General features: G+C 40.9%; 27 protein-coding genes. 2 read left to right on the top strand and 25 right to left on the bottom strand.

Annotated features, from left to right (window positions below; all coding sequences use genetic code 11):
* Positions 1–201: 201 nt before the first annotated feature.
* The 6 genes from ACZ42C_RS19655 to ACZ42C_RS19630 form a co-directional block, all read right to left on the bottom strand.
* Positions 202–423, bottom strand: coding sequence for a hypothetical protein (locus ACZ42C_RS19655; RefSeq protein WP_461183144.1), 222 nt, complete (start codon positions 421–423; stop codon positions 202–204).
* 229 nt (positions 424–652) lie between these two features.
* Complete coding sequence (locus tag ACZ42C_RS19650) at positions 653–1,330, bottom strand: response regulator transcription factor (protein WP_461183145.1); 678 nt, start codon at positions 1,328–1,330, stop codon at positions 653–655.
* Positions 1,323–2,711 carry a sensor histidine kinase gene (locus tag ACZ42C_RS19645; protein WP_461183146.1) on the bottom strand — a complete coding sequence of 463 codons (1,389 nt, stop codon included), beginning with the start codon at positions 2,709–2,711 and terminating at the stop codon, positions 1,323–1,325. The genes ACZ42C_RS19650 and ACZ42C_RS19645 overlap by 8 nt, the downstream gene beginning before the upstream one ends.
* A 14-nt stretch (positions 2,712–2,725) precedes the next feature.
* The gene (locus ACZ42C_RS19640; protein WP_461183147.1) at positions 2,726–3,454 is read right to left on the bottom strand and encodes a cytochrome c biogenesis CcdA family protein; all 729 of its coding nucleotides are present in this window, start codon (positions 3,452–3,454) and stop codon (positions 2,726–2,728) included.
* Between the two features lie 159 nt (positions 3,455–3,613).
* Positions 3,614–3,826 carry an SHOCT domain-containing protein gene (locus tag ACZ42C_RS19635; protein WP_461183148.1) on the bottom strand — a complete coding sequence of 71 codons (213 nt, stop codon included), beginning with the start codon at positions 3,824–3,826 and terminating at the stop codon, positions 3,614–3,616.
* Between the two features lie 147 nt (positions 3,827–3,973).
* Entirely contained in the window at positions 3,974–4,534 is a 561-nt protein-coding gene (locus ACZ42C_RS19630) for a TetR/AcrR family transcriptional regulator (protein WP_461183149.1), read from the bottom strand.
* Between the two features lie 159 nt (positions 4,535–4,693).
* Between ACZ42C_RS19630 and ACZ42C_RS19625 the strand changes: the two genes are divergently transcribed.
* Positions 4,694–5,623, top strand: a complete 930-nt coding sequence (locus ACZ42C_RS19625; RefSeq protein WP_461183150.1) for a DsbA family protein — start codon at positions 4,694–4,696, stop codon at positions 5,621–5,623.
* Positions 5,624–5,756: 133 nt separating this feature from the next.
* Here the strand turns inward: ACZ42C_RS19625 and ACZ42C_RS19620 are convergent, their stop codons facing one another.
* Together ACZ42C_RS19620 and ACZ42C_RS19615 are read right to left on the bottom strand one after the other, a co-directional pair.
* Entirely contained in the window at positions 5,757–5,888 is a 132-nt protein-coding gene (locus tag ACZ42C_RS19620; protein WP_461183151.1) for a YuzL family protein, read from the bottom strand.
* Between the two features lie 48 nt (positions 5,889–5,936).
* The gene (locus tag ACZ42C_RS19615) at positions 5,937–6,692 is read right to left on the bottom strand and encodes an acyl-[acyl-carrier-protein] thioesterase (protein WP_461183152.1); all 756 of its coding nucleotides are present in this window, start codon (positions 6,690–6,692) and stop codon (positions 5,937–5,939) included.
* A 177-nt stretch (positions 6,693–6,869) separates the two neighbouring features.
* Between ACZ42C_RS19615 and ytxJ the strand changes: the two genes are divergently transcribed.
* The gene (gene ytxJ, locus ACZ42C_RS19610; RefSeq protein WP_461183153.1) at positions 6,870–7,220 is read left to right on the top strand and encodes a bacillithiol system redox-active protein YtxJ; all 351 of its coding nucleotides are present in this window, start codon (positions 6,870–6,872) and stop codon (positions 7,218–7,220) included.
* A 351-nt stretch (positions 7,221–7,571) separates the two neighbouring features.
* On the opposite strand, the gene ACZ42C_RS19605 is transcribed toward ytxJ, so the two are convergent.
* The 17 genes from ACZ42C_RS19605 to ACZ42C_RS19525 form a co-directional block, all read right to left on the bottom strand.
* Entirely contained in the window at positions 7,572–8,036 is a 465-nt protein-coding gene (locus tag ACZ42C_RS19605; protein ID WP_461183154.1) for an acyl-CoA thioesterase, read from the bottom strand.
* A gap of 23 nt (positions 8,037–8,059) precedes the next feature.
* Positions 8,060–9,799 (bottom strand): class I adenylate-forming enzyme family protein, encoded by a 1,740-nt coding sequence (locus ACZ42C_RS19600; protein WP_461183155.1) that lies wholly within the window; start codon positions 9,797–9,799, stop codon positions 8,060–8,062.
* A gap of 30 nt (positions 9,800–9,829) precedes the next feature.
* Positions 9,830–11,065, bottom strand: a complete 1,236-nt coding sequence (gene fabF, locus ACZ42C_RS19595) for a beta-ketoacyl-ACP synthase II (protein WP_461183156.1) — start codon at positions 11,063–11,065, stop codon at positions 9,830–9,832.
* Between the two features lie 363 nt (positions 11,066–11,428).
* Positions 11,429–11,575: a hypothetical protein gene (locus tag ACZ42C_RS19590; RefSeq protein WP_461183157.1), complete on the bottom strand. Its 147-nt coding sequence runs from the start codon at positions 11,573–11,575 to the stop codon at positions 11,429–11,431.
* 67 nt (positions 11,576–11,642) lie between these two features.
* Complete coding sequence (srtB, locus tag ACZ42C_RS19585) at positions 11,643–12,404, bottom strand: class B sortase (RefSeq protein ID WP_461183158.1); 762 nt, start codon at positions 12,402–12,404, stop codon at positions 11,643–11,645.
* 24 nt (positions 12,405–12,428) lie between these two features.
* On the bottom strand, positions 12,429–13,199 hold the full coding sequence (locus tag ACZ42C_RS19580; RefSeq protein WP_461183159.1) for an ABC transporter ATP-binding protein: 771 nt from the start codon (positions 13,197–13,199) through the stop codon (positions 12,429–12,431).
* The gene (locus ACZ42C_RS19575; protein ID WP_461183160.1) at positions 13,189–14,172 is read right to left on the bottom strand and encodes a FecCD family ABC transporter permease; all 984 of its coding nucleotides are present in this window, start codon (positions 14,170–14,172) and stop codon (positions 13,189–13,191) included. Before ACZ42C_RS19575 ends, ACZ42C_RS19580 begins: the two co-directional genes overlap by 11 nt.
* A gap of 23 nt (positions 14,173–14,195) precedes the next feature.
* Complete coding sequence (isdE, locus tag ACZ42C_RS19570; protein WP_461183161.1) at positions 14,196–15,152, bottom strand: heme ABC transporter substrate-binding protein IsdE; 957 nt, start codon at positions 15,150–15,152, stop codon at positions 14,196–14,198.
* A gap of 117 nt (positions 15,153–15,269) precedes the next feature.
* Positions 15,270–17,402: an NEAT domain-containing protein gene (locus ACZ42C_RS19565; RefSeq protein ID WP_461183162.1), complete on the bottom strand. Its 2,133-nt coding sequence runs from the start codon at positions 17,400–17,402 to the stop codon at positions 15,270–15,272.
* 25 nt (positions 17,403–17,427) lie between these two features.
* On the bottom strand, positions 17,428–18,039 hold the full coding sequence (locus tag ACZ42C_RS19560) for an NEAT domain-containing protein (RefSeq protein WP_461183163.1): 612 nt from the start codon (positions 18,037–18,039) through the stop codon (positions 17,428–17,430).
* A gap of 763 nt (positions 18,040–18,802) precedes the next feature.
* Positions 18,803–20,494: an FAD-dependent oxidoreductase gene (locus ACZ42C_RS19555; protein WP_461183164.1), complete on the bottom strand. Its 1,692-nt coding sequence runs from the start codon at positions 20,492–20,494 to the stop codon at positions 18,803–18,805.
* Positions 20,495–20,748: 254 nt separating this feature from the next.
* On the bottom strand, positions 20,749–21,828 hold the full coding sequence (locus ACZ42C_RS19550) for a M20 family metallopeptidase (protein ID WP_461183165.1): 1,080 nt from the start codon (positions 21,826–21,828) through the stop codon (positions 20,749–20,751).
* A 17-nt stretch (positions 21,829–21,845) separates the two neighbouring features.
* Positions 21,846–22,898, bottom strand: coding sequence for an ATP-grasp domain-containing protein (locus tag ACZ42C_RS19545; RefSeq protein WP_461183166.1), 1,053 nt, complete (start codon positions 22,896–22,898; stop codon positions 21,846–21,848).
* A gap of 343 nt (positions 22,899–23,241) precedes the next feature.
* Positions 23,242–23,559, bottom strand: a complete 318-nt coding sequence (locus ACZ42C_RS19540) for a hypothetical protein (protein WP_461183167.1) — start codon at positions 23,557–23,559, stop codon at positions 23,242–23,244.
* Positions 23,560–23,614: 55 nt separating this feature from the next.
* Positions 23,615–24,070 carry an SRPBCC family protein gene (locus ACZ42C_RS19535; protein ID WP_461183168.1) on the bottom strand — a complete coding sequence of 152 codons (456 nt, stop codon included), beginning with the start codon at positions 24,068–24,070 and terminating at the stop codon, positions 23,615–23,617.
* 52 nt (positions 24,071–24,122) lie between these two features.
* Complete coding sequence (locus tag ACZ42C_RS19530; RefSeq protein WP_461183169.1) at positions 24,123–24,782, bottom strand: DUF429 domain-containing protein; 660 nt, start codon at positions 24,780–24,782, stop codon at positions 24,123–24,125.
* Between the two features lie 791 nt (positions 24,783–25,573).
* Positions 25,574–26,173: a DUF6438 domain-containing protein gene (locus ACZ42C_RS19525; protein WP_461183170.1), complete on the bottom strand. Its 600-nt coding sequence runs from the start codon at positions 26,171–26,173 to the stop codon at positions 25,574–25,576.
* Positions 26,174–26,445 lie beyond the last annotated feature (272 nt).

Below are 26,445 nucleotides of genomic sequence, written 5' to 3'. Positions count from 1 at the left end.
TTGCCATTATGTTGTGCCAACGTTATCACTCCCTTTTAAATTATATTTTTTACAATTTATCCTACTCTAATTATAATATAACATACTTTACCCCCGTAGGGTAATAATAAAGTTTAAAAAATAGGGCTATCATTTATTTGATAGCCTCATTTTTACATTATAATACCTAATGGATCTGATTATCAGCTGCGTCACCTTGTTTTAAAACCTGTTCATCCTAGGCATTTCATTGTTTGATCCATGGCAATTCTGGTACATCTGCTCTAATTCCTGATCATTCATTTCCGGGTGCATTTGGTTCATAAATGGAAGCATTTCCTCGAAGCTCCAATCATTACCTGAATTACTGTTTGCATAAACTGCATTACCTGCACCAATAACGAACACTACCACTAAAGTCAGTACAGTAAGCTTTTTTTTCATCAATTACCACTCCCTCCATTATTAGTTGACACTTAATTTTGATGGGAAATGCAGTGCCATTATTTGACACGTTAAAAAAGGAAGATGACACTGGATTGCTTTGGCTATGAAAGATCCCGTTTCAAACAGTACTTTCATTTGTATACCCAAGCATCTCCTATAGTTTAAATATAAACTAAGCTTTTAAAGAATTTATCAAGAAATAGTTAACAAATGGTGAATATTGATATTAATTGGGAGTGTTTATCCATTTGTAGCCCACGCCCCAGACTGTTATAAAATGTTCGTCAATCGGGAATCCAGCCTTGCGGATTTTATCCCTTATATTTCGCACATGGGAGTCAACGGTTCTTCCTCCCGTGTCTGAGTGGAATCCCCATATTAAATCAAGTAATTGATCTCTCTCAAACACTTGATTTGGATTTTTTATTAAATGGCCAAGCATGGAAAACTCTTTTGGAGTTAATTTAATGGGCTTATTTTTATAGGTAAGTTCATACCGGGATTCATCCCAAAGCAAACCATTAATTTCAATACAATTTGCGGGAGCCGTTCTGCGCAGGAGTGCATCCATTCTCGCTATTAGTTCATCCTCGTTAAACGGTTTCGTTAGATAGTCATCTGCGCCTAATTTTAATCCTTTTACAATGTCTTCTGTCTGTTCACGGGCAGTTATCATAATAATTGGAATGTCGGAAAACCCTCTGATTTCCTGACAAAGTTCCCAGCCATCCATGTCCGGCATCATGATATCGAGTAAAATAATATCAAATGATTCTTTTTCCAAGAATGACAAAGCCTCTTTTGCTCCACGGGCTTTTGTACACACATAATCATGAGGTCTTAAATACAAAGATATTAAATCCAACATTCGCTTTTCATCATCTACCAACAGCACTTTATTCATCTTGACTGACTCTCCTTAAAGAAATAATCACACTTGTACCCTTGCCTAAATCACTTCTAATTTCTATGGTTCCGCCATGTGATTCCACAATTTCTTTAGCTATTGTTAATCCCAGGCCTGTACCACCACTTAGTCTTGATCTCGACTTTTCCACTCTGTACAAACGCTCAAAGATATTTTCAAGTTCTTCCTTTGGCATGCCTTCTCCATTATCTGTTATAACAATGTTAGTCTCTTGATTCGTTTCATTTACCTTTAATTTTACCTGGCCACCGGCAAATGAATGTTTTCTGGCATTGTCAAGGATATTCAGCAGAACTTGTTGAAATCGATGAGGGTCGACATAGACAACTGTTTCCTTGGGAAAACTAAATGAAAATGTAATGTTTTTTTCTTCATAGGCAGGTCTAATAAGCTCTGATAAGGAATGAATTAACTCTCTTAATAAAACCTTCTCCCGGTGAATGGCAAAATTATTCTCATCCATTTTTGCCAATTCAAATAAATTTTTAATCAGTACAGTTAAACTTTCTGTTTCTTCCCGGATAATATCAATATACTCTTTTTTTTCATCCTCTGTAATATCCGGCCGATTAATTACATCTGCATACCCTTTAATATAAGTTAGTGGGGTTCTCAGTTCATGTGATATGCTGGCTAAAAATTCGTTTCTATCATTTTTTATCCTATCCAAGTCCCGGGACAATTTTGTAATGGAATAGGATAATTCCCCCAATTCATCCTTTCGTCCAGTGTATAACTCAACTTTCCCCTTTCCTTCACTGAGTATTTCAGTTGCTTCCTTAATCTTGATCAATGGCAGCGTGATGAAGCGCGATAATATGAAAATCGTAATAATGGTCAGAACTACAGTAATCAAACCGACCAGGAGAAATTGTTCACTCAGATGGGTAACAACTCTTTTAATATGATCCGTGTGTGCAAACATAAAGACATGGCCCTCATGTTGCCCGTCAATGGAAATCGGACTGTCGGTGGATATATAATTTCTATCTCTCCATTGTCCGACAAGAACTTCCCCTTCTTGAGGGACCTTATGGTAATCGGTATGCTCAATTACTTCCCGCATTTCCGGCTCTATGGGATCTGAATTTGCAATAGGATTTCCTACTGCATCCGTAATAACTACGATAAAGTCAGATGCAGACTCCATTATTCTTACATGCTCTACAGTGGGCCGATCAAAGTTTAATTCTAATACGTCTCGATGCGTATTCCCGCGTGCCAGTAAATCGTCCATAATTTCTTCAATGCGGTCATTAACCAAACTGACGTATAATATAAAAAAAAGAAAGGACTCAATGATTAAAATAAATACAAAAAATAATAACCCGATTTTAAATGATATTTTGTTAAACATAGTTTACCTCTTTACTACCAATAGGTTAATGTATCAAAAATGCCAATAAACAAGAGTATTCCTCCAGCCACTTTTTGGATTACAACACCTATTTTTCTGCTATTCTTCAGGATCGCACCACTGGCACCAAAATACCAGATTAAAAAGATAACAAGCAGAAGTGGAAGGGATGTCCCTAGTCCAAATGCTGTTGGTAAAACAGCGCCATACGATGTGGTTAATACTACTGGCATTAATGTCAATATATACAAAACAAACATCGTTGGGCAAAAAGCCATTGTAAAACTGACGCCCATGAAGAAACTGCCCAAATAACTACCTTTCAATTTCTCGGTCGGGATCCTGATTATCCCAAATGCTTTGTTGAATCGAAACAATCCAAGCATAAATAATCCAATAATGATAAGCATTGGCCCAATTGCTTTTCTAATTAACGGAAATAGTTGTGTTAAAGTACTGTTCGCTTCATTACCAAGCAGCCAAATAATTATTCCGATAATGGAGAAGACGACAATCTTTCCTATAACAAACAGGAATACATGTAACCAAGGAACTTTATCCACCAATGATTTATTCCCGTAAATAGTAATCGCACTAATATTACTCGTAAGCTGGCATGGTACCACCGCGCCCACTATTCCCAGAAAAAAAGCAAATAATAGCGGGATATGCTCAAATCCATAAGCAAGCCCATGAATTGACCCGCTCAGCATACCACTTATTTGGTTCAACAGATCAAACATATTTATACAACTCACTTAGTTTATTTATCTTTTCCGTTCACAAAGACTTGCTTCCGGCAGACAAGCTGTCTTTAAGTAATAGGTTTACTGCGCACTTGGTTCAATAAACCTTTCAGCCAGTATGATGATACAAAAAATATATCCATTTTTTGTGCAGTATTATTGTTTGCTTTTTATAATCTCCTTTAACCGTTCGTACTCTGCTTCATTTATCTCCCCTTTTGCCAACCGTTCTTTTAAAATATCCAGCGAATTGTTTTTCCTTCCACCCTTCTTATAATCAGAGACCAAATAGTATCCAATGATTATTAAAACACCCCAAAAAATGATCATACTTAACATCGGCCAAATAGATCCATGCATATAATGCATTATCTCACCTTCTTATATAGATTCAACAACAAGTATACAGGTAAATTATCCAGAAAATATGCATAAAGGGACAGAGGGACAGGTTCCTTGTCCCTGTCCCTCATTGGTCACGCTTGCCAGTTTTTTGAATAGCCTACCTGGGACACCTTACCTGTCCCCTCGTCCCATTTTTATAAAGGGGATTGCTGGTTTAATGAATTCCTCCGGGGCTATCTCGCTGTTGTTTCTTCTCCAATCGACAGAAGCACCGTAGATTCCCCAGCTTAACATGGTTGCTGTAAGTTTTAGTGTTTTTTCTTCCTCCGCCGGATGTTGATTCGCCAGCATTTTGAAAAAGATAACATGAAGCTGTTCCCTGATGATCCGGGCGATCGTATCTTCATACCCCCGGTGGCAGCGATGGGACAAAGATTCCTGAAAATCAGCTATCGCTTTAAATATACTGATGAAATCTGCATCGTTCAACTCACTTTTCTCGTACGTTTCACCATCCAGGTTAATTAATAATACTTCTGACAATGCCCGTTCCAACAGGTCATAAATATCGTGAAAGTGGTAATAAAACGTAGCACGATTAATCATCGCCTTTGAAGTAATATCTTTTATGGTTATATCCTTGAACTCCTTTTCTTCAGACAGCTCGATGAAGGAATCCATGATTAATTTACGAGTGCGGAGAATTCGGGGATCCGTTTTTGGCTCACTCATATGAGAAACCCCTCCTATTTTTCCAACAATTTCTCAGTTGTGTTGTATAAACAACAGATTCAATAAACTATTGGTATGGATTATTTTCAATATATACTACAATTATAACAGGTAAAAACACTTAGGCTATAAATTGATATAAAGAAGGGTGAAAATCTAATGACAGATAAAAATAATTTAATTTGTGATCCGGAAACAGGTGTTTGCGGGCCGGCTGGAGAAGATGGCGAATTGGAAGTCATAGATTTCAACCAGCCAAAGAAAACCATTGATTTATATTATGTGACAGATCCGATCTGCTCTCATTGCTGGGCACTGGAACCGACACTTCGCAGATTCAAAGAACAGTATGGCGATTATTTCAATTTCCATACGGTCATGGGCGGCTTACTGGAAAAATGGGGAGGCGGGCCGGTTGATCCTGCAAATGGCATTAACGGACCAGCGGATGTTGCCGGGCATTGGAGAGAAGTCGGCGAACAATCGCGCATGCCCATTGATGGCTCGCTGATGATCGATAATCCGGTGCAGTCTTCCTATCCGCCATCGCGCGTATACAAAGTGATCCAAAAACATCATGGCGATGAAAAAGCATATGAATACCTGCGCCGGGCAAGAGAAGAACTATTTGCCTTTAATAAAAATATTGCCGAGAAATCCATGATGATCGAAACCGTAAATCAGCTGGGCCTAAATGGAGAGGAAATCGTGGATGAAGCAGAAAAACAAGCCGGACAACGGTTACTGGAAGAGGATTTTGCACTTGCTGGAAAACTCGGTGCCAGAGGGTTTCCAACCATTATTATGGTCAATGAAGAAAATAAAGGAGTAAAGGTCGTTGGCAGTCGTCCACTCGAATACTATGTTTCCGGTTTATCCCAGGTTTTAGGTGAAGATCCAAAAGCCAAGGAACAGCCATCTCTATCCAACCTGCTGGATAAAGAAAAACTTCTTTTCGCCAAGGAAATTGAGGTTATGTATGATGTGGAAGAACCCGATCTTTCCGCTTTTATTAAAGAACAATTGCCATCAGGGAGTTATGAAGAGAAGGAACTGCTTGGCGAAAAGTATGTAACGAAAGTAAATTAGTACTTCTGAATGGAATGCGAAATCCGAAAATAACAGAAGACAGGTATTCCGGCCTTAGAATCTATGGGTGGCTGGGGCACCTGTCTTTTCCTATATTAAAGTAACCTTTGCAAAGAGCATTCATCTATCATATTCAAGTACGTTTTTTCCATTTCCGGGACGAATCAGCTTTTTTCTTGCCTGTTTCCCTGTTTGTCGTCCCCTGTCCTTTTGTTTCCGGAGCACTCATGCCGTTCGTTAAAGGATTTGCTTTTCTTTTCGACATACTATACACCTCCAGTAATAGTGTGTCTTACGAAAGCGAATTTATTAATTATTCCTCAACAACCTCAGCCGTCGCCTTGAATACAGTACGGCTGCTGTTTTCATTCTTCCCTTCTATATAATAACGGTTTTCATCCATTTTAGAAGTATCTTTGAGTAACACAATGGTCTCCCCAGGCAGCACTTCATTAACAAAGTTGACTTCCAGGCTTTTCACCCTTGATTTCATATGGGTTTCAATTGGAAAACAATCCAGCAGGAAGTCAACATATTTTGCATTATTCAGATGCCCGTTAAAATCTACGTCACTATAGCCAATCATGCGTTTATAGACAGTCTCCAGCGGACCATTTTTTCTCGGTCTTCCCAATTTGCCGTCAATCGCCCTTTCCTCTATATTTACAGGATATGTAAGTCCAATGGATTCACTTCGTTTCAGCTTCCGTTCTTCCAGATCCATAATCACCCAGGACGATATAGATCGAATGATAATATCTCCATTTTGATCCTTCACCAGAAAATCTCGTTCAAACTCCAGCCGCTTTGGCTCCAATGGCCAAGTCTCTATGACAATTTCCTCTCCCCATTGCGGTAGCCTGGTAATATCCACGCGAATCCGCATAAGGATCCACGCCACCCCATGGGATGTTTGAAGTTTATTTATACCAGCCCCCAAATTGGTTGCCGCATCACTGGCAACATCCTGAAAATAGTTGAATAATGTGCTGAGTTTTAAGTTCTTTTTAAAGTCGGCATCACTTAATTCCACATGATAATTCTTTTTGAATAATGTTACAGGTTCCACTTCTTCACGCCCTTTCTTTTCTGTCTCTATCACAAGTATATCGTATTTTAGTGGTTGAATAATAATGGGATATCCAATTAATTTTTGATGGGCTTCCTCAGCAAAAAAGTTGATTACCTCCTATAAAAACGGTAAATTCAAGGAAAGCGTTATTTTTGTAAATAGGAGGAGATACACATGGCAGAGTATAAAGAACTTCATGATAATAAAGAATGGGAACAAGTCTGGGAGGGTAGTACTGAAAAACCGGTTCTCCTGTTCAAACACAGCACAACATGTCCAATCAGTGCCCGTGCACATGAACAGTACCAACAATTTTTAGAATCGGCTGACCGGAATATGGACAGTTACCTGGTGAAAGTAATCGAGGACAGACCGGTATCCAATCAAATTGCAGAAGAGACCAAGGTGAAACACGAATCACCCCAGTTATTTTTAATCCGGGATAAGGAAGTGCTCTGGCATACCTCCCATTCGGAAATAACAGTGGAAAATATCGAGGAAGCAATCCATAATAAGGTGAACTAATGGAACGAGGGGGCAGGGAGCTTCTCCACCCGTCATGTATTTATTTAAATGCGAGAGCTTTATTACATAGAAGATATAGAATCAAGGTAAAAGGGAATCAAGCCTTTCCCTCTTCTATTCCTGTTACTCATGTAGACACGATGTTCTATAACAGCCGCCAAGCAAGTGTAATCATGCGTGAATTTTCAAAGTGATCTTTATGGTACAAAATACTATATCTGCTTATTCAGATCATATGAATAGAAGTGGCTGCTACTGTCTCAGCAAAATAAATGACCAGCGGTTAAACAGGGAATTTCCTCTGTTCATGCTGGTCATGATAAATCACTGAGCCGAAATTTTGATCTGTACTCAGGATGAATTTTGCACAATCGTATATATATCAGGATCCACTTTATTGATTTTCACCGGTTTCCAGTTCCCATTTACCCACATATGCTTTGTTAAACCTTTCGCAAGCAACTCCCCAAAGGGTTTATCCGCGTGCCCATCCCTCATTTGACTGAAATCCTCTTCACTTATCTTTCTCGCTTCATATGCAAATTCCAGCCTTACAGGGGAATGGTTTGCGATTTTTGTAAACACAGCGACACAATCATCAAACCGGGCTGATTTTTTATATTGTACATTTACATCCACGACGGGGAGTAGCAGACCAGCTTCTTCCAACTGATGATAAGCCATACCGAAGTGGCGCATCCATTCCGTCCGGCCGACTTCAAACCAGATGATATAATTCCCGTGATGCACCACGCCCATCTGATCTGTATCCTTATATTGCACGCGCATCAATTTCTGATGCCAGGCACCTGACATGTTGATCCCCTCTTCCATTTGTCTCAATCTTTTTTACCCGAAAGCTTTTCTTTTGCGACTTTCTCCAAGCGGAACTTCTGTACTTTCCCAGTGCTTGTCATTGGCCACTCCGAAGCATCAATAAACCAGACATGACGGGGCATTTTAAAACGGGCCAAACGATCCGAGCACCAGTCAATAATCTCTTTCCGTGTGCAGGTTTCCCCCTGTTTGAGTTCAATAAAAGCGGCGCCTATTTCGGTTGTCATGGCGTCCGGCACACCGATTACATTAACCTGGCTGACTGCCGGATGCTCGGAAATAACAATTTCCACTTCACGGGGGGAGACCAGTTCACCGGATACCTTGTACATTTCCTTGCTTCTGCCGAGGACCTGCAGATATCCATTTTCATCAATTCTCCCCACATCACCTGTACGCAGCCATCCATCTTTGTCAATGGTTTTTGCAGTTTCTTCCGGTTTTTTATAATATCCATGAGTTACTGTTGCGCCTCTGACAACAAGCTCCCCGACAGATCCTTCGGGCAGGTCTTCCCCCGTATCCCGGTCGATCGTTTTATACTGCACCGCACTGTGATGGAATTCCGGCACACCGCTTGTTCCATTCAGTTTCGGACGGCCAACTCTGGAAGATATGCGTTCCAGCGAATCCCCAATTTCCGTTGTCACACCGGAAGAAGCAACTTCTGTCTGGCCGTAGCCGGTGATGATTTCCGTTAAGCCAAGGGTATCCACTGCCTGCTGCCAAACAGGAACCGGAGCGGGAGCTGCCCCGCACCACATGGCAAAAAGACTGGATAAATCAAACTCCGACACTTGCGGATGATTCAACAAAGGCACCAGGGTGGAAGGGACACACAAATAATCATTTGCTTTATATTTTTCCATTAATTGCAGCGACTGCAGCGGGGAAGCTCCCAATGCAGAAATAAACGAACCTCCGACAAAGGACATCGCGAAGATTGCTTCAATAATGGCAAAGCAGTGATAAAATGGCAGTGGTGCAAACGTGACCCTACCGTCTTCAATTGCCCTGCTCAAACATGTGCCATACCCGCTTCGCAGCAGCATATCATCTGTTAACATAACCCCTTTGGGACTCCCGGTTGAACCTGAAGTATACATAATAATTGCCACTTCATCCGGATATCGGGATTTCTCCCATCTTTGTTCCAACTCCCTGTCGGTGACGTATTCCGCCTTTTCCATAAAATCGTTCCATGTGAAAAAACGTTCATCGACAGCAGGTTCCCGCTCATTTTCCAGACAGATAACCTGTTCCAATGCACTGTTCTCCTGAAAATCCGCTTCCTTCATTAATTCGGATACCACTTCTCCATGCCGGTTATCTTTTACTTTTTGCTGAAGCAGCAAATACCTGGTGTCCGACTGGGAAAGTATATATTTCAACTCTGCTTTTTTGAGCATGCCATTAATTGGGATAAACACTCCTCCCACGATGGAGGAAGCAATCATCAATGACGGAAATGTTTCGTCATTATTCATTAACACCGCAATATGGTCTCTTCGTTTTACGCCAAGTTTTATAAATGCCTTCGCGTATTGAACGGCTCTGTCCCAAATTTCCCCGTAAGTTAATGTTTTATCGTCTATGATCATATAGGGTCTGTCTTTATATTGGCGGCACGCTTTGTGGAAATGTCCGGCAACTGTATCACGCGGCCATACCGGAAAGCGCGCTTCCAATGCCTTTCTTCTTTCTTCTACAGTTTGCTTTAAAAAGTTTGCAGTAGCAGTCATTTTTCTCCTCCCAATAGCTCCATGCTAAGTTTAATTCTGTGATTTTTTAAATGCGACGACGGCATTATGGCCTCCAAAGCCAAAACCATTGGATAAAGCAACATCAATGACGCCATCCATAGCTTTATTTGCAACATAATCAAGATCACATGCCGGGTCCGGATTTTCCAGATTAATCGTTGGCGGAAACACGTTCTCTGTCATGCTTTTCAGTGTAATAATCGCCTCGATCCCTCCGGCTGCACCAAACATATGACCCGTCATCGATTTGGTGGAGCTCACTTTTAGTGCTTTGGCATGATCTCCAAATACTTCTTTGATCGCTTTTGTTTCAGAAATATCTCCAGTTGGTGTGCTTGTCCCGTGCGCATTAATATAATCCACTTCTTCCGGCCTCACCCCTGCCCGTTCGATGGCGAGATCCATCGCTTTTACAGCTCCCTGGTAATCAGGGTCTGTAATATGATGGGCATCGGTGGTGCTTCCATAACCGGTAATTTCACCAAGAATATTGGCGCCACGCTGTTTTGCATGTTCATATTCTTCCAAAAGCAATACACCCGCACCTTCTGACATGACAAAACCATCCCGGCCCGCATCAAATGGGCGTGAAGCTTTCTCCGGTGCAGCATTTCTCGTTGACATGGCACGCATTTTGGAAAAACCGGCAAAATAAAGCGGTGTAATGGTTGCCTCTGCTCCTCCGGCCAGAATCGCATCTGCATACCCGTGGGCAATCTTCAAATAAGCTTCACCTATAGCATGATTGCTCGTAGCACAGGCAGACACTGTGGCTAGGCTTGGTCCGCGGAACCCGGTTTTAATGGAAACAAGTCCGGAAACCATATTATTGATCGACATGGGAATCAGAAAAGGGGATACCCGCTTTGGCCCTTTTTCCAGCATCGTTTTATGGTTGCGCAGTAATGTTTCTATTCCCCCGGCCCCTGATCCTATGTAAACGCTGGCCCGATCCTTATCCAGTTTATCGATACTTATTTCTGACTGTTCCAATGCCTGGACGGCTGCAGCATACCCATATTGAGTAAATAAATCATACCTTTTTGCTTCTTTGGCATCCAGGTAATTTTCCCCTTGAAAGCCTTCTACCCTGCCTGCGATCTGTGTCTTGATGTCCTGATACTCCGCTGATTCCAGGCGCTTTATGCCGGACTTCCCCTGTTTTATATTGTCCCAAAGGGTTGCTACATCATTTCCCAAAGGAGAAACGACCCCCATGCCGGTCACTGCCACTCTTCGTTTCAAACTGATTCCTCCTTTCGTTTTTCCACTGTTTATGTAAATAATGTTGATTCATATACTTGTATTTTAACATCTTTGGAAGTAAATATCAGATGGCATATACGCTAAGCATATAGCAAAAGCCGGCAGAAATACAGTTTTTCACTGTACTGCTGCCGGCCTTTCTTATTGATTGTATATCGTGCTTGCCTTATCCGGGATACTTCTTGGTTACTGACACAAAAACGTATATTTATTATTAATGTTTTCGCTGTCATCCCGTGATTGCGGTGAATTTGCAACCTATGATTCCGACTGCCGGACTACAGGCATATTCAAAAATGACAGTAACCGGCGCATAAAATAGTTTGCTCTAATGTCTAAACGTTAAAAAGCCTCCATAAATTGCAAAATAGCCGGACCAAGTAAAATAATAAACAAGGTAGGAAAAATGAACAGTACAAGCGGGAACATCATCTTAATGGGGGCTTTCATTGCTGTTTCTTCCGCTTTTTGTTTTCTTTTCTCTCGCATATCTTGATTTTCCTTCCCATTTTAAAAGAGGGAAGGCACCCATAGGTACCTTCCCTCTATTTGACCACTAGTCTTTACTAACCAATTTGGCCTGCACAACCAGCCTTCCTTTATTTTCATCAAGTTCGTAATCACAGGTGGATAGCGTGATAATCTGATCCTTTGCATTTAATTCAACATCTGTCTCGTACATGGATTCATCCTGAATTCTGTCAAGCAGCTGTTCATATTCCTCATCATTTGCAAAATCGGCTTGAATATAGTCGAAATCCGTGGTTGTCGCATACACGGCAAAAATCTCCGCTTCATAGCTTTCATATAATGTATCAAATTGGAATGTTTGGTGGTCTTTAAAAAACGCCTTATCTTGATACTTCGATAACTGTTCGAACATGGAGCCATCCTTCATGCGATGGCCGTAGAGAATCGTATTTTGACCGGTAGATTCAATATCATTGCGAAAGTCCATAAAAATACTGCCGGCCCTGTTTTCGTCTTTATAAAAGTTACGGGTTAAATATTCGACATTATCCTCTGCCTGCACGATCGGATAATCAATTTGCGTACCTTCCATCGTAATCCAGCCGACCAGATCTTCATTCTCTTTCAACAACGTCTCAAAACCCGAGCGGATGGTTTGGGAATCGCCGGTGTATTCATTTTCGTTCATTTCCACATCATAGAACGTTTCCTGAATATCCCCCATGACTTGCCGGTTTTCATAGTAATCCAGCGCTGCAGTAATTAATCCTTGGGAGGCATAGATAAATACACCTAAAGATACAACTGTGAGTATTACAGATAAAAGTTTTTTCATATTTTTACTCATCCAATCCCACCCGCTCCATGTCATTTAAATTCCTAATGGCAGAATATACAATCCAACATCATTGTCATTTTTCACGACGATATTTACACCGTACACCTCTTTGATCAATTGATCTGTCACAATCTTTTTCGGATCACCTTTCTTAATGACTTTTCCCTGTTTCATCGCAATCAGGTTATGACTGTATTGGATGGCCTGATTGATATCATGCAGCACCATGACAATCGTCAAACCGTGCTCCTGACACAGTTGCTTCACCAGTTCCAGAATCTCATACTGGTAATAAATATCCAGGTTGGAGGTGGGCTCATCCAGAAAAAGAAACGGAGTATCCTGGGCAAGTGCCATTGCAATCCAGACTCGTTGCTGCTGGCCTCCCGATAATGTATCTATGGCTTCATTCCGCCGTTCGTACAATCCCGTACTTTCCAGTGCCCACTTTACCATCTCTTCATCTTTGTCATCCTTGGGGGAAAAGGTGTTTTTATATGGCAGACGACCGTAATAGACAAGTTTTTCTACGGTCATATCTGCAGGTGCCGTGTTTTGTTGATGAACGACACCGAGTTTTTTTGCCAAGTCTTTTGGTTTATATTTATTGATGGTTTTTCCGTCGAGAATTACCTGCCCTTCCTGCGGCTGGTTATTATTTGTCAGCACACTTAGCAATGTCGATTTTCCGGAACCGTTTGGGCCAATAATGGTTGTTATTTCACCTTTTTTAATTTCTGCTTTCACATTGTACAGGCGTTTGACTTTATCCTGATACGAAAAAGATACCTCTTTAATTTCCATAAATTCGATCACTCTTTCTAAGCATGAATATAAGGAATGGCCCACCGATGATCGCCATAATGATAGATGCCGGTATTTCAATTGGTGCGGCTATCGTTCTTCCCAATGTATCGGCTGTTACTATTAGCAGTGCTCCCGCTAAAGCGGAAAAGGGAATAAGCAGCTTGTGATCATTTCCGACGAGTGTTCTTCCAATATGCGGGATTAAGAGCCCGACAAAGGTAAACATACCTGCTATAGCAGTGGCAATCGATGCAAGCAGAACAGCAATAACAGAAATGATGAATCGTGCCCGGTTCACGCTAAACCCTAAGTTTTTCAAAGTGTTATCCTTCAGCCCTAAATGGTTACACCATGCATAAACGAGAAAAGCGAGAATTAGGCCAATGGAACCATAAAGAACAATAATTTCTACATCAGACCATGTTGTCATCGTCAGCGTGGAGGACGTAACAGAAATGCCGGACATCATGCTGCTCGCATTTTGGGAATTGATAAATTCACTTATTCCTGTAAAAAATGCATTAATGGCAACTCCGATCAAAATCATCCGAAGTGGATTGAGACCGGATTTCCAAGCTAATGTGTATACGAGTAAAAAGGCGATCATCCCGCCAATAAAAGAAAACAATGGAGCGTAGAAATAGAAAGCCGGGAAGAAAGATACCATAATGATTGATACAAAACTCGCACCGGATGATACACCGATAATCCCGGGTTCAGCCAGCGGATTACGTAAAACAGCTTGCAAGAGTACCCCGGATACTGCCAGGGCTGCCCCCGCAAATAAGGAAATGATAATCCGTGGCAACCGCAAGTCTTTAATAATTTCTACATTTTCATTGGTACCAGCGAAAAGTCCTGCAATCAATTCACCTACCGTAATATCAATGCTCCCGGTGATCATCGAATAGATGGTTACGGCGAAAAGTAATCCGATGACGATGATAAAGCTAATAATCTTTTTATACATCTCGAAAACCTCTTTCGTAACCTTTATTCAGCTTCCGGATACAGTATGTCTACCAACGCTTCCAGCGCATCTGCAGCAGCTAAATCTGCCGTTGTGCCAAAGCGTGATGGTTCTAAATCATATACACGATCATCTTGTACTGCTTTAAAGTGCTGCCAAATATCATTCTCCGCAAACTCTCGCTCAAACATTTCAAGAACATCATCCGGCATACCTTGAGCCAGACGTAATATAATATCAGGTTCGGATTGCTGCAAATTTTCCGTATTTGATGAAACATAATCCACACCTGTTTCTTTTATCACGTTTTCCCCTCCGGCACGCTTGACGAGATCACCTACATAGGATTCTTCCGTTGCAACGAGGTAACTTCCCGGTACGCCAAGTAAAATCAGCACGCTCGGGGAGTCATTTCCTTCTACTGTTGCTTCAATCTCCGCCAGCTTTTCTTCAAATTCGTTTACCACTTCTTTTGCCTGTTCTTCGCGATCAAATCTCTCACCAAGATACGCTATTCCTTCATACATGCCTTCAATCGTTTCCAGGTCAATGTAAGTTGCTTCCGTTTCCGTTTGGTCAAAAATTTCTTCTACAAACGGAATCAATGTTGTCACCGTTAATACATCTGTCGGATTTAAGGATCGAATCAATTCCATGTCCGGGGTCATCGCTATACCGACTTCAGGTAGGTCCTGATACCGGGCTGGTAATTCCTGTTCTGTTGTTGGGACACCAACCAAATCCAAGTCCAATTCATCCATGATTTCCGTTAATGCAACGGTAGTTGTGACAATCTGAGCATCTGTTTCAAGTGCTGCTTCTTCTGATGTTTCTTCTCCTGTTTTTTCCGTTTCTTCTGCGCTTGTTTGATTATCATCTGTTGAGGTTTGGTTATCTGCAGCAGTTGTATCTCCATCCGTACCACAGCCGACCAAAATAATAAGAAGCGTTATAATGAGAAAAAAAACAATTTTTTTCATGACTGTACACCTCTTTTCAAATAGTCATGCATCTGAGTTTTTTATAAAGGTATTTGAAATATGGAGTCTTACTGTTAATAGGGATACAGTAAGACTCGCAGATTCGGGAGTTATAAATTAAGTGAAACGTCTTTTTAATTGTAATGCCAGTGGAATCGCCGAGCCGACCAGGAGCAATACATAAAGCATGATATTTGCTGTATCCCCTGTTTTTGGGTTTGATCCCTGTTCAGCTGTGCCATTTTCGTCATTTAGTCCGTTATCTTCTTGGCCTGGTCCTAGTTTTGGTTTTTCCGGGTTATCAGAACTTAAAGTCTCTACCGCACGTTCATCATCTTTAATAAAGGGACCATTTTTATTATCCTGGTCATTTGTTCCGACCAACATATGATCACCTACAGAGATTTCCTCGATGCTGTCTTTATGAAATACAATAACTGCATCAGCATTTAACTCGCCTGGACTTCCGGGTATTTCATCCCCTACAACGATTCTCATACTTAGTAACATATCAGATAAATCATTATCTACTTTGAACTGAACAGTAATCGAGTCGTCTGAGTTTTCTTCAACAAGAAGCACATCGCCATATTTATTACTTAAATCCTTGACCATTTCACCATTTTTTATCGTTATTTGTACATATTTATTATTATCTTTTTCTAATAACAACGCCGGTTTTAAAAATAGATCGTTAGATATTGATTCTGTTCCATCTTCTTTTTGAATTTCATAATCTATCGTAAAAGCTTTGTCTGGTTTTAATGCAAGGTGATCACCCTTAATCACTTCTTTATCTTGATCATTATCCGATCCATCGTCTGAATCTTTTTCATCTGGATCACCAGACATACTACTATTAGCCTTACTAGATTTACTTCCGATTGGTTCTTTGACAAATGATAGTGAAACATTGAATGTCTGTTCATCCATACCAGGAATAGGGGGGGTTATTACCATACCAAAATCCAACTCATCAGAGAAAGCACCTTCTAACTCAAATTGTATAGAGAATGTACCATCTGACTTTACTTCTCCCCACTTAACTTCATCTCCATTAATAGTTAATGATTCTATTACTTGTCCATCAGATCCATCCATTTGAATATATTTTTTACCTTCATTATCAAATAAAGTTACTGGATTATTGAAGGTATCATTTACACGATCAGAGTCAGTTACAAAATAAACTGATTCTGATTCATCAAATGCTGCCTCTGGTATTAGTTCCGTAAATGAGAGTGCAACATTGAATGTCTCTTCACCCATGCCAGGAATAGGGGGGGTTATTACCATACCAAAATCCAACTCATCAGAGAAAGCACCTTCTAACTCAAATTGTATAGAGAATGTACCATCTGACTTTACTTCTCCCCACTTAACTTCATCTCCGGCGATTGTTAGTGAATCGATAAAATGTCCACCAGATCCGTCCATTTGAATATATTTTTGACCATCTTTAGAAAATAAAATAACCGGGTTTTCAAAATAATTATTTGTAGCATTGGATTCAGTTACAAAATAAACTGATTCCGATTCATCAAATGCTTCCTCTGGTATTAATTCTGTATCTGTATCATTGGATGACAAATCATCAGAATCTTTATTCTGACTTTCAACGACGTTGTTTTTGTCATTTTTTGACTCATCGGTGTTGCCGGATTCATTTCCTTCCTCATCTTCTGGCTCAACTGCATTATCAGAATTTCTTTCCTCTTCTTCTGACTCACCAGTATTCCCAGTATCTAATTCATCTGCTTCGTTAGTTTCTTCTGTATTGTTATCCGTTGACAAAAGCAAATAATCCTTAGTATCAACTGTTTGCTTAGTTTCTTCATTGAATGATAAGGATACATTAGGTTCTAATGTTCTTTCACCAGTGTCAATTTCCATTCCAAAGTCTAATTCATCAGACAGCGCACCATCCACTTGAAATTGCACAGTAAATGTTCCATCTTCTTTCAATTCATCCCAGGTAACTTCCTCTCCATTGATTGTCAATGAATGGATAAGTTGTCCGCTGCTACCACTCATTTGAATATATTGAACATCATTTTTATAGAGCAACGTTACTGGATTATCAAAATATTTTGGTACCATTTGAGAATCAGTATCATATTCAATTGTATATGCCTCATCTGGTACAATTAAAGAATTATCCTTAGTATCTGCCTTTACGGTATGGCCAGTAAGCGGCACGGTAAAGAAAGCGATAATTGTAGCAAGCAGTATATTAAAAGCTTTTTTCATCCTCTGTTCTCTCCTTAAACAATATTTAGTTCCGTGCAGGTCTTAATTTCCAAATTACTAATAAAGCAATTCCTGATCCAAGCAATAAGAAAGCGTACAGTGCAATGGATGAGTTATCGCCGGTTGGCGGGTTTTCTACTGCTGCCCCGCTTGCTTCATCACTGTCATCTCCGGAGTCTTGTGCCGGAGTTGAATCAGCTTGTGGCAATCCGCTGACATCAAAAACCGCTTGAGCTGAGGGCTGAAAATTTTCCATATTCATTTCCGGAACATTAATTGTCATATCCATATGAACCCGCTGGGACAGGTCCCCATCAACAATAAATTTTATTGTCTTAATATTATTTTCTTGATCATCATTAACTGTCTCTATAGAACTTCCAGGTATGGTCAGCGATTCAATATAATTGGTATCGGTTACGGTTAATTGAATGTGCTGCACACCATTTTCCACAGTTAACGTCGCAGGCTTTGTAAAATAACCATCTGAAAGAGATGCATTGTCAGTGCCATCTTCTTTCACTTCATAATCTACCTCATACGTTCCATCCGCAATTTGCGCAGACACAGGCGATACAAAAAAGATTGTCAAAACTATTGTTATGATTGCTGCTAATACGGGAAATCTTATTTTCATTCTCTTTTTCCTCCTATAAATTTTTAATGACCTAAAAGTAAAAACCTTTCCAATGACCCCCCAGCTTATATAATATTTTTTCAACACTCGACACTGCTAAAAATGTATCATTAAGGGGTGATGAAACAATAAACGAAGTATGAACAAAACGGCCTATCAGCAGATTTCTTCAGTGAAATATATGCCATTTTTCTGTACATAGCTACCTTACCTTTCGTATTTATGTACCCATACCGAATTATTGTTCAGCTGCACATGGCTAGTATAATATAGCACTAAAAATGAGGTTGTGATAAAAGTCACGTATTAGAAAAGGGTTTTTTGGCAAACCTCTCTTATTTATGTACACGATCGTGTGTGTACAGCTATATGAACGACGTAGGGTCCCGTACTATTCGAAAGGAAAAATTGCATAAAAAAACTGTCTTAAAGACAGCTTGAACGCAAGATTATAATGGAAAATAGAACTATTACTTTATGACATATTTTCAACATTTTTAAGTTCTCTATATTGATAATAGCTAGAGGACAGAAAATGAGATCTCCAATTCTTCTCTAAACCTCTGTCATCGTTCTTCACAAAACCTTCCGGCATTTTCTCATATTCTCTAACTAAACCAACATAATTAACGCCATGTGAGTCATATCCAACTGAACCAAAATCCACTGCGGATCCTACGTAATTAGTAACATATTGTCCGCTAAATGGACTTGATTTAAAAAAGCAAAAAGACTGCCGAATCCGACAGCCTCTTTCCATAAACTATTTAAAATTATATTCCGTCACAATCTTTTCTCTTCCGGTCGCCTGATCCCGGTAGTATTCATACAGATTAATGCCAAGATACGACCCGGCAATGTTGTACACATTTTCATAACCTAAATGCTGCAGCGCCGCTACCATGTTGTAGCTTCGCTGGCCGGAACGGCAATGAACATACACGGGGCGGTCCTTTGGTATTTCATCCAATCTGTCCCTGAATTCACTCAAGGGTATATTCACAGCATTAATTAAATGGCCTGCCTCATATTCTCCTTTTTCCCTGGCATCAACAATGAAAGCATTGTTCTCCACTAGGTCGCGGACCTGTGATACTTTCACTTCTTTGTACACACCATGAAGAAGGTTCATGCCCACTAAAGCAGCATGGTTCACGACATCTTTCGCTGTTCCAAGCATAGGCGAATAGCTTAGTTCCAGATCTTTGACATCTTCCAATATTCCATTCATCGTGATCATCGTGCCTATGACATCGATCCGCTTATCGATATTCCCTTTCCCGATTGCCTGTGCTCCCAAAATGCGTCCTGTCGGGTATTCATACACCAATTTAAAATGCACCGGGCTGTTATTTGGCATCAAACCTACTTTGTCTCCGGGCATGACATAGACATAATCATGCTGGATGCCCGCCTGTTCCGCCATTTTCGCATTCAGTCCGGTTGAAGCTGCATTTAAATCAAACAGACGGATGGAAGAGGAGCCAATGACACCTTTGTTTCTGACGGGAATTCCGTACATATGGTCAGCTGCTGCTCTTGCCTGTTTTTGTGCCGGTCCTGCCAGTGCCAGCCTTGTCGGTTTATGGAGTAGTCGATGATAAACTTCAATGGCATCTCCCACTGCATAAATATCTTTGTCACTGGTCAGGTAGTTGTGATCCACTTTGATCGCACCGGTTTCCCCGATTTCCAGGTCCGCTTCCTCAGCCAAACTTGTTTCCGGCCTGACACCTATAGCAAGCATGACTGCCTGCGCCTCGATTTTTTTGCCATTACTCGTGATGATATGTCCTTCTTCTATCTCAGCCAAACCATCCCCAAGCACAAGTTCAACGCCATGGTCCATCATTTCTTTATGAAGAATTTGCGCCATGTCCTCATCGAAGGGCGCCATCACCTGATCGGCAAATTCCACCAGTGTCACGTTATAACCTGCCAGTCTCAAATTTTCTGCCACTTCTACACCAATAAATCCTCCGCCAATGACAGCGATGTCCTTTACACTTTCCTTCACATACCCTTGAATTTTCTCCACATCGACTACATTCCTTACAGTAAAAACCTGTTCCCGATCTATCCCCGGCAATGGTGGCTTTATCGGTGCCGCACCGGGGGAAAGCACCAATTTGTCATATGCTTCCTCATAGGTATTGTCTGCAGCCAGGTCCCTGACTGTAATTGTTTTTCTGCTGCGGTTTATTTTTACCACTTCATGCTGTACTCTTGCTTCAATATTATATCGCTTTTTAAACGTTTCCGGAGAGACGAGCACAAGGTCATCGCTATCTGGAACAATTCCACCTAAATGGTAAGGTAACGCACAGTTGGAAAAAGATACATGCGGTCCCCTTTCAAACATAATCACTTCTGCAGATTCATCCAGTCTCCGCACTCTTGCGGCGGCAGAAGCACCACCGGCCACCCCGCCTATTACCAATACTTTTTTCGTCATAATATATCCTCCTTAATTCATTGGCCTTTCTGATCAAATCCAGTGAACACCGAATAAAGCAAACACCGAATAATATTACTAAGTCCACACTTATAATATACCCCCACGGGTAGCTAGTCAATGAACAATTCGTGAACAAAATAGGGCAGTAAAGCAAGATTCTTCCCTTCACCCTGCTGGTTTTGTTGACATAATCTAAAAAGGCTGCTCCCGCTCAAGGAACAGCCTCTTCCCCACATTTTTTGCTCGCAAATCTACTTCTCGTCTTTATTATAATTTATTGCAAAGTCTTCCAGCACCTGCTGGTATTCCTTCACAGAATTCACATACACAAGTTCTTTGTCACCATGCCAGTCATAACCTACAGGGCCGAACTCCACAGCAGATCCCCCGTATTCAGTAAAGTACTGGCCGTCATTGGACCCATGCTGCCCAAAGATATTTACCCGTTCAAGATCGGTTTGATTTTTCACTGAATCTGCCAATGCCTGGACAAATGGATTATCTTCCTTGGTTTTGACCGGGCCCTTGCTTTGGTGTATCTTCACCTCTCCGTTGGTGACCTCTTTAATTTGTTCAAAAATATCATCAGGAGATTGATTCGGCAGGTACCTGATATCCAGTGACATTTCACATTTCTCCGGCACTTTATTATATACGGTTCCGGCTTTCAATTTTGCCAGATTTATAGATGGCTTTTCAAACATGTCGGATGACTCTTCTGCAAATGGAAGCTTGAGAATATGCTCAAAAAGTTTATAGGCATTCGTAATGGCATTAACTCCTTCCCACGGCCGGCTGCCATGTGCCGGTTTGCCGCGGATCTCAAAATCAAGCTGCAGTACCCCTTTTGACTGAATGGCAATTCCCATGTGGGTCGGTTCACCGCAAATGATGAAATCTCCCAGGTATCCATTTTCCGTTAAAAATTTCGTACCGTGGTTTCCGCCTGTTTCCTCATCCGGTACGATCTGCAGCATTACTTTTGTCGGTAAATCACTGTCCTGCAGTTGGGCAACCGTCTCCATCATGGACGCCACTCCGGCTTTCATATCAACTGAACCGCGGCCATACATTTTTCCATCATTGATATATGGCTCAAACTGATGCTCTTCCGCTTCAATTACATCAATATGGCCATTGAGAACAATGGTTTCTTCTCCTTCACCAATCTCGCAAACAAGCATCTTATAGCCCTCGTTTTCCAACTTTTCAACGGAAAGCCCACGGTCTTTCAACCACTGTTCACAATAATCCATTGCTTTATTAATTCCCGGTTTCTCCGAACTGTCAATTTCTATCAATTTCTCCAGCAATGGGATAGGATTACCCATGTTTATCCTCCTCACTATTAGGTTTCCTTCAATTCATCCTTTACTTTTCCGGAATCTATATGAACCACCACGTCATGCCTGGCCAGCTCCATACCCGATTTCTGTCTCAGCCAGTCATCCTGTATCTCTTTCCCAGCTGTGATGGCAATAATAACGGCAGGTACATCCGCTCCTGCCTCATGGGTAAAGGAATAACCCCCACCAAAACGGGGATTAATATCAATGACGTAATAATTTTCACCATCATAATATACGTCGGCATTCATATACCCGGCATGTCCCAGGTTTTCCCCTATTCTATTGGCAATCCGGTTCAGTTCAGGATCATTCACGGTAATACAGCGGTCCACATCTCCGCCCCGCATAGCCAATTGTTTTCGGACAAAAGAGGCAAGATGATTACCTTCCAGATCATTAAACATATCTACGCTGAATTTTTCTCCTTCCACCACTTCCTGAATGATTACATTATCCTCAGGTTTTTGAAAGGTAGCATCCTTCAGGGGGCTCTCTTTAATCATCTGGACAGAATGCCTGTAAGCAAACTCCATATCTTCTATACTATGGACGATTTCCACCCCAATGGAAGCTGAACCGTTGCGCGGTTTCACTATTAAAGGCAGGGATACCTCTCCATTTTGCAGTGACCTTTTGGCATCTTCTACACGAATAAAAGAGCGGGGAGCTTTTACATCAAAACTTTCCAGCAGCTCACGGTATTTCCCCTTATCTCTTACATTTTCTACTACCGGCAAATCCGGTGCAAACACCTTCACTCCCATCCTTTTCAACTCATCCTTATGGGCGGATATTTGGGGAACTTCCCAGTCATTGAGAGGAACAAGGCATTCAATCTGATTTTCCCTGCAAATGTCAAATATTGATTCTATAAAATGGGAGTCCGTTTGATGTGGGACCTTATAACTTTTGTCTCCTGCCTGAAGGGAGGGGGCATTATCCTCAGGATCTGCCACAATGACGCTACCATCTATACCAGTTTCATTCAGTGCTTCATGAAAATAATTAACAAAATCGATTCTTCTGGCAGTTGATGTTAATAAAATATTCATGTTGCTCCACTCCTTCTCTGCTGATGGGAATTCTAGTAAATCCAGTACTATATTTTTCTCTTTTCTTCTGCTGCATGGTACTTTATAACTGTGAAAATCAGGTAATATACAATATCCAAAAAGCAGGGAATTGAAACCTTACAGGGTTAGGATAAAACAGCAAGTATTAGGGGACGGAAGATGATACGAGGAATAAAATGTATAAAAACAGTGGAAAATCAGGCTGCTAATTACACGGAGCAATACAGTACACCATTTTTAAGCCAGGAGGTTAAAAGAAAGGGAGACGATCCAGCACACTGAATCATCTCCCATTTTTCAATATTTTATCGGCCCGGCAGATTTACATCTCCTTCACAATAACCTGATCCCGCTTATTTGTCTGATAAGCATCAATCATAAGGAAAACTGCTGTAATAATATGCATAATCCAGCCTACGATAGGAATCCATCCTACAGCTGATGTAATAATACCTAAGACACTTCCATGGATCCTGCGTTTTTCATTAATAGCAAAAATTAAAGTAATAATATGTAATACAAGCATAATAGCTAATGGCGTCCACGCAAGACTAACAATGATAGTACCGCCAATTAAAGGGATTGCCCAAAAAGCCTCAAGCCCGCCTGTTATCCACTTTAATATTGTTGAAATCTTCAATAAGTTCACCTCCCCTTAATCCTTATTTCTGAGGAAAATGGTTTCTCCATGTACCTTATTTCCTTTCCAAATACTGCTTCAGCCCCTCCAGATCTTTGGCAAAAGTTTTCTTAAAAGATCCGGCAATCGGTTTTCCCAGTATTTTTGCAAAGCCGGTCAGCCCTTTGATTTCGCCCTTCACTGTGATTTGTGAGGAATCCCCGGCAGACGTTATGTGGTATGTGAAAATATTTACACCTTTTCCCGTAGTACCTTTTGTGCCATCGCTGCGAAGCACCATTTTCTCCGGTTCATTAAGTTCCATTACTTCAAAATGTTCGGAAGCCTCTTTACTAAACACCTGCCTTATTTCCTTCCATTCGCTTCCCGGTTGGATTGGCTCATTATCCAAACGATCTATACGTACCAATCCCTGCTTCCAATGACGGGCAGCTTCAAGATCCAGTAAACCTTCGAAAGCTTCCTGTCTGGACACCCGAACCGTTTGTTTCACTTCAAATTGAAGACTCATGTTGATCCCCCTTCACAGATTAAAATATTTTTTTAAAGCAGCCGGTGCTCTATCAGCAGCAAAAGTCATATGGATGTAAAGGCGGCTTGGCAGCATAAACCCATTTAGGCGTAAATACTTCATCACCCCAATGCCACGCACCTAATGCCGCTGCACAGGCGTCTATCGTATGACTTTTTTCAGCTGCTGTTTCAGGGATGCCGATGAGCTGTTGCTGCTCAAACCACCCGAGAAGCAGCTTTCTTACTTCGGGGTTTTGTTTATAGGATAAAACGTAATCCTTTTCCAGAACAGTTAATCTGGAGCCGATCACGGCACCGGGATGCACTTCTACGAGAGAAATTGGGTGCCGGGATATTTGTGTTTCAATTTCTCTGCTCAGTTTAATTCCTCTCAATGTTAAATATACCATTCGAGTGAAGGTCGGTGCCATAATAGACCCGGGTTTCATCCCCATTTCAACGATAAACTTTCTCAGCGCACGATCCGACTCCCTGTCCCCTCCCCCGTCTTCATAGGATAAAGGGGCATCCAAGCCGATGACGACTTCATCTATTTGTGATTGGACGAAAATCTCCTCTAAGATTTCTGCATCACTCATATGATTTCTGCATTTTATAAATCTCAATTGCTCACCTGCTGCTTCGAACACCGTAAGAACCGTATCTTTATGGTTGCTCGGTCCTGATAGATCAATTCCTATTATTCTCATTAAATTCCACTTTCCTGAATGAATTTATCTCTGCATGTATGGAGATTCTTTTTATATCGCCAACAGGCAATGAATGACGCGGGTTTTCTTTCATTCGTTCGCTCATACAGTCGATCAGCCAATGAATGAGACGATTTTCCTCTCGTTCGTTCACTCATACAGTCGATCAGCCAATGAATGAGACGATTTTCCTCTCATTCGTTCACTCATACAGTCGATCAGCCAATGAACGACGCGATTTTTCTTTCATTCATTCACTCATACAGTCGATCAGCCAATGAACGATGCGATTTCCACTTCATTCATTCACTCATACTGCCGATCAGCCAATGAACGACGCAATTTCCACTTCATTCATTCACTCATACTGCCGATCAAGTAATGAACGACGCAATTTCCACTTCATTCATTCACTCATACAGTCGATCAATGAACGATGCGATTTCCACTTCATTCATTCACTCATACTGCCGATCAGCCAATGAACTACGCGATTTTTCTCTCATTCATTCACTCATACAGTCGATCAGCCAATGAACGATGCGATTTCCACTTCAGTCATTCACTCATACTGCAGATCAGCCAATGAACGACGCAATTTCCCCTTCATTCATTCACTCATACTGCCGTTGAAACAACGAATGACAAGCTTTTCCTTTTATTCGTTCACTTCACTTGCACGTGTTGAGCTTTTTTCCTTTTATCATCATATCATCTCTTACACTTCAGTCATATTATTTTCACGTTAACTCTGCAGCAGATAAGATACATAGGTTCAGTACCGCTCATGCTTATTTGTTGTCCATCACAACGTAAGGCAACCAAGCACCTGTAGTATCTTTTCCAATCTTCGTTACTTCCCATTGATGGTCATCATTATTGTCATTCAAAAGTTGAATTGCCTGTTGTTCATTTGGAGCAGCTACAACACATTCATATCCATTGCTAGTTAAGGGTTGTAAATAATATAGATATAGAGGAGGATGTTTAATATACTTTCGCAAACCTAGAATTTGCTCCAGCTTTTTTTCAAACTTCTCAAGATTTTTCAGACTGTGTTTACTTTCTGTATCGTACGATTGTGCATCTCCCAAGTTATGATCAATTTCATTTATAAAACCATCTGCAAAAACTACTTTAGTAATACATGATGGCTGATCAGTAGCGAACATGTCCGGCTCCGGGTAAGTGAATGATCGATAATCAAACGCTTCCAGCAGCCGTTTGATCTTCTGAATTTTGCTTTTGGTTATGTTAAATTCCGCTACCCCTGCATAATACACAAAATCAAGTCCATTCCATGAAACTTTTCCATTGCTATTTACTATTACATCATATACTGGACACTCCCCATAACAGGGAGTACGAGAGATAAATATTTTCGTAAACATGGTTTGATCACCTATTTCTCAGGAATTTTGCTAAGGCGGTGTTTATATAAGATATATCACTATCAATCAAACCAAGCAAACATATATATCGTTCCTTTAGTAATCTGTCATATAAGTTTCTAAGTAAAGATAGAAATTGCTCCTGGGACAATATTCACTTTCATATTTTGGTAATTTTCAACTTCGTCTAAAGTTTTTTTAGTCTTTTTCTCCTGTTCCAACGAACGGAGACAGCCAAACCTTAGCCTGACTGTCTTTCCTTTATATCTTTT

This window comes from Virgibacillus kimchii (assembly GCF_055379185.1).
This window is presented reverse-complemented; position numbering and strand designations above follow the sequence as displayed.